The sequence below is a fragment of the Streptomyces sp. MnatMP-M17 genome (assembly GCF_900091995.1).
Classification (GTDB): Bacteria; Actinomycetota; Actinomycetes; order Streptomycetales; family Streptomycetaceae; genus Streptomyces.
On the sequence record NZ_FMDK01000238.1, the window covers coordinates 1 to 3,156 of the forward strand.

3 protein-coding genes are annotated in these 3,156 nt (G+C 67.0%); all 3 read right to left on the reverse strand.

Annotated elements, in window-relative coordinates; all coding sequences use genetic code 11:
• Positions 1 to 54: 54 nt before the first annotated feature.
• The gene (locus GA0115259_RS11500) at positions 55 to 990 is read right to left on the reverse strand and encodes a D-alanyl-D-alanine carboxypeptidase family protein (RefSeq protein ID WP_093594699.1); all 936 of its coding nucleotides are present in this window, start codon (positions 988 to 990) and stop codon (positions 55 to 57) included.
• A 214-nt stretch (positions 991 to 1,204) separates the two neighbouring features.
• The gene (locus GA0115259_RS11505) at positions 1,205 to 1,666 is read right to left on the reverse strand and encodes a hypothetical protein (RefSeq protein ID WP_093594702.1); all 462 of its coding nucleotides are present in this window, start codon (positions 1,664 to 1,666) and stop codon (positions 1,205 to 1,207) included.
• A 16-nt stretch (positions 1,667 to 1,682) separates the two neighbouring features.
• Positions 1,683 to 2,996, reverse strand: a complete 1,314-nt coding sequence (locus GA0115259_RS11510) for an AAA family ATPase (protein ID WP_093594706.1) — start codon at positions 2,994 to 2,996, stop codon at positions 1,683 to 1,685.
• Positions 2,997 to 3,156 lie beyond the last annotated feature (160 nt).

The following is a 3,156-nucleotide window of genomic DNA, read 5'->3' on the forward strand; positions in this document are numbered from 1 at the left end:
CGCGCCGGAGCGGTGGGCTCCGGCGCGGCCTCCGTCCGGCCCGACATGTCGGGATCAGTCGCGCTGGGCGTCCGCCGGGAGCGTGCGCAGCTTCATGGTCTTCGCCGTTGACGAGCCGAAGCCGTAGTCGAGCAGCTTGGCGGCGTCCTTGTAGCGGTCCGTGCCGTTCAGGACGACACCGACGAGGGTCTTGCTGCCGCGCGTGGCGGCGAAGACCAGGCAGGGCCCGGCCGCCGTGCCGGTGCCGGTCTTGATGCCGACGGCGCCCTTGTAGGAGCCGAGCAGCTTGTTGGTGTTGTACCAGGTGTACGTGCGCTTGCCGCCCGTGCTGGTCGGCGCCGTGCTCTTGTACGAGGTGGCCTTGACGACCGCGCGGAAGTTCGCGTTCTTCATGGCGTACTGGGCGATCTTCGCGAGGTCGCGCGGGGTGGTGTAGTTCTTCCCGCTCTGCGAGATGCCGTCGAACGAATCGAACTTGGTGTTCTTGAGCTTGAGCGAGGTGGCCTTCGCGTTCATCTTCGCGATGAACGACTTGGTGCGCGCGGCGGTCGTCGAGCCGGTGCCGAAGGTGTCGGCGAGCGCGTACGCGGCGTCGCAGCCGGAGGGCAGCATCGTCCCGTACAGCAGCTGGCGGACGGTGACCTTGTCGCCGGTACGCAGATCCGCCGTGCTGGCGCCCTGCTTGGTGACGTAGTCGCGGTAGGCCTGCTTGACGGTCACCTTGCGGTTGAGGTCGACGCCCTTGGTGCTGAGCACCACCGCGGCCGTCATGATCTTCGTCGTACTCGCCATCTGACGCCGGGTGTCGGCGGCCTTGCCGTAGACCGTGGCGCCGGTCGCGTTGTTGAGCACGAACCCGCCCTTGCCGCCGATGGACGGCGCGGTGGCGGCCTGCGCGGGCGCGACCAGGGAGGAGACGGACAGCAGCGCGCCGGCGGTGAGGGTGACCGTGACCGCGGCGGCTCTGCGTACGCCCGGGAGACTGGACATCAAAGGAAACGCTCCGAATCCGCGAATGCGTTGAAATGCGCCAAAACAGGACCACCTTGGGAAAGGTGTCCCGTCTTGAGACTCACGAGCACCCCGGATGGATGCACGCGGTTGTGGTGTTTTCGGCGGGTGATACGCGAGATGGGCCCGGTCCGTGCCTGATGCGCCGGCCTGATGTTCCGGTCGGCAGCGAGCCCAGACATGGAAGGCGCACTCAGGTGTAGGACGCGAGCAGCCCGTCCAGTGTCCAGATGGTCGCGGTCACCCCGGAGGTCCGCGCCAGATAGCGGTCGCGTTCGACCAGGATGTTCAGATCGCCGCAGCCGAGCTTGTTGCAGGCGTGCTCGATCAGAGTGGTGCCGGTGCTCCCGCCGTCCACCAGCGCGCGCAGATGCGCGGCGTTCCACTCGACCTCGTTGAGGGCCCAGGGGGCCGTTCCCTCGATCACCGTGACCAGCACTCCGGCGAGACGTTCCGCGCACAGCCGGCGGAAGTGGCCGTCCGCGAGCTGGGCGATGTGGTTTCCCGTTTCGATGATTGCGGTGACCGGCAGCAGCAGATCGGCTTCCCGTAGCTCCCGCTTGCGCTTCAGCTCCGCGATCACCTTCTCGCGGTCCTGGGATTTGCCCGGCACCTCCAGCAGGTTGCACAGGATCGATGTGTCGACGAACTCCACCCCGCGAGCCAACGCTTCACCCGATTCCGAGCAGACGGTCGAACTCCGAGTAGTCCCGCTTTCCCGGACGCGTCTCCAACAGCCGCCCGTTGGCGACCACATCGCCCAGTGGTCCGGCGCTCATCGCCCTCGCGTAGCCGTCCAGTTCGGTGAGACGCGTCAGCCTGCTGGCGCCCGTCTCACGGTCGCGCGAGCAGACGATCACGCCCTGGTGGTCGTCGCCGCTCAGTGCGGAGAGCAGGGCCGGACTGTGCGTGGTGACCAGGACCAGGGTGTTGTTCTCGGTCGCCGCCTCACGGACCAGCCGGAGGACCTGTGACGCCTGTGACGGATGCAACCCGTTCTCCAGCTCCTCGATGACCAGCATCAGCGAGTCCTCCGGAAAACGCATGCTCGTGCGGCCCAGATCCAGCCCTTTGTCCCCGGTGAGCAGCGATGTGGCGATGGCGAGGAAGCGGAGCATTCCGTCGCTCATCTCGCGGGCGGGTGTGAGTCCCAGCCGGCCTTCGTCAAGGGCGAGCATCACATCGCCCAGCTCCGACTTGGTGACGGCGAGCCGGTCGATGTCGTGGTCGGCCAGGCCGCGCAGCAACTCGACAAGATGGCGGAAGAGTTGTGGGTCGTTCCGCTGGATGCCGCCGATGGCGGCCGAGAGGTTCTCCGCCGTACGCCGTAGGTGGACGTCGCGTGCGGGCACGTACTGCCGCATCAGATGTGGTACCGGATCGAGGTGGAACGAGCTGCTGAGAGCGGTGAGTACGGCGTCCGCCGCGAACAGTGTGTCGGTCTCGCCGTCGGTGTCCCCCGGGATCCGGAGAGGCGTCTGTGAGATGAGCAGCCGGGTGTTGCGGAAGAGTGCCCGTGGATTGCGGCCCGGTCTGCCGTTGTACCAGGAGGCATTGATCTCACCGAGGCCGGGACTGGGCTCACCGCTGACCAGGAGCGGTCTGTGGCCTCTGCTGTCCGTAGGGCCGGACAGGCGTTCCTCAATGATCTGTACTTCAGGTTCCACCTGAATCGTCACATCGAGTTCCACGGGACCGTATTCAGTGCTGACCGTGCACCCGAGCGAGAACCGGTCCGAGCCGTGCGGTACGCATCCGGTCAGCCCGCCCCGTACCGGACCCGAGGCGCTGCGGCGGCTCTCGACGGCCTCGCTGATGTCGTCTCCGCGCGCCAGCCGGGAGAGGACTTCCAGGCCGTCCAGGGCGTTGGACTTGCCGCTGCTGTTGCGCCCGATCAGTACCGTCAGCGGGGCCAGGGGCAGCACCGCGTCGCGAAAGCTCTTGAACGCGGTGAGACGTACCTCTTCGATGGCGTGGCCGGTCACGCTCCACAACGTAGCGCAGGCCAGTGGATCGGTCGCTGTTCCGATCGTCTTCCCGTCCGTATCCCGGACGGGCCTGCCGGTGCATCTGTCTTGTATCTAAGCTGTGCCCATGGTGCGTCCTGAAAGCTGGTCCAGGCTCGCGGGTGGAAGTCCCGTCCGG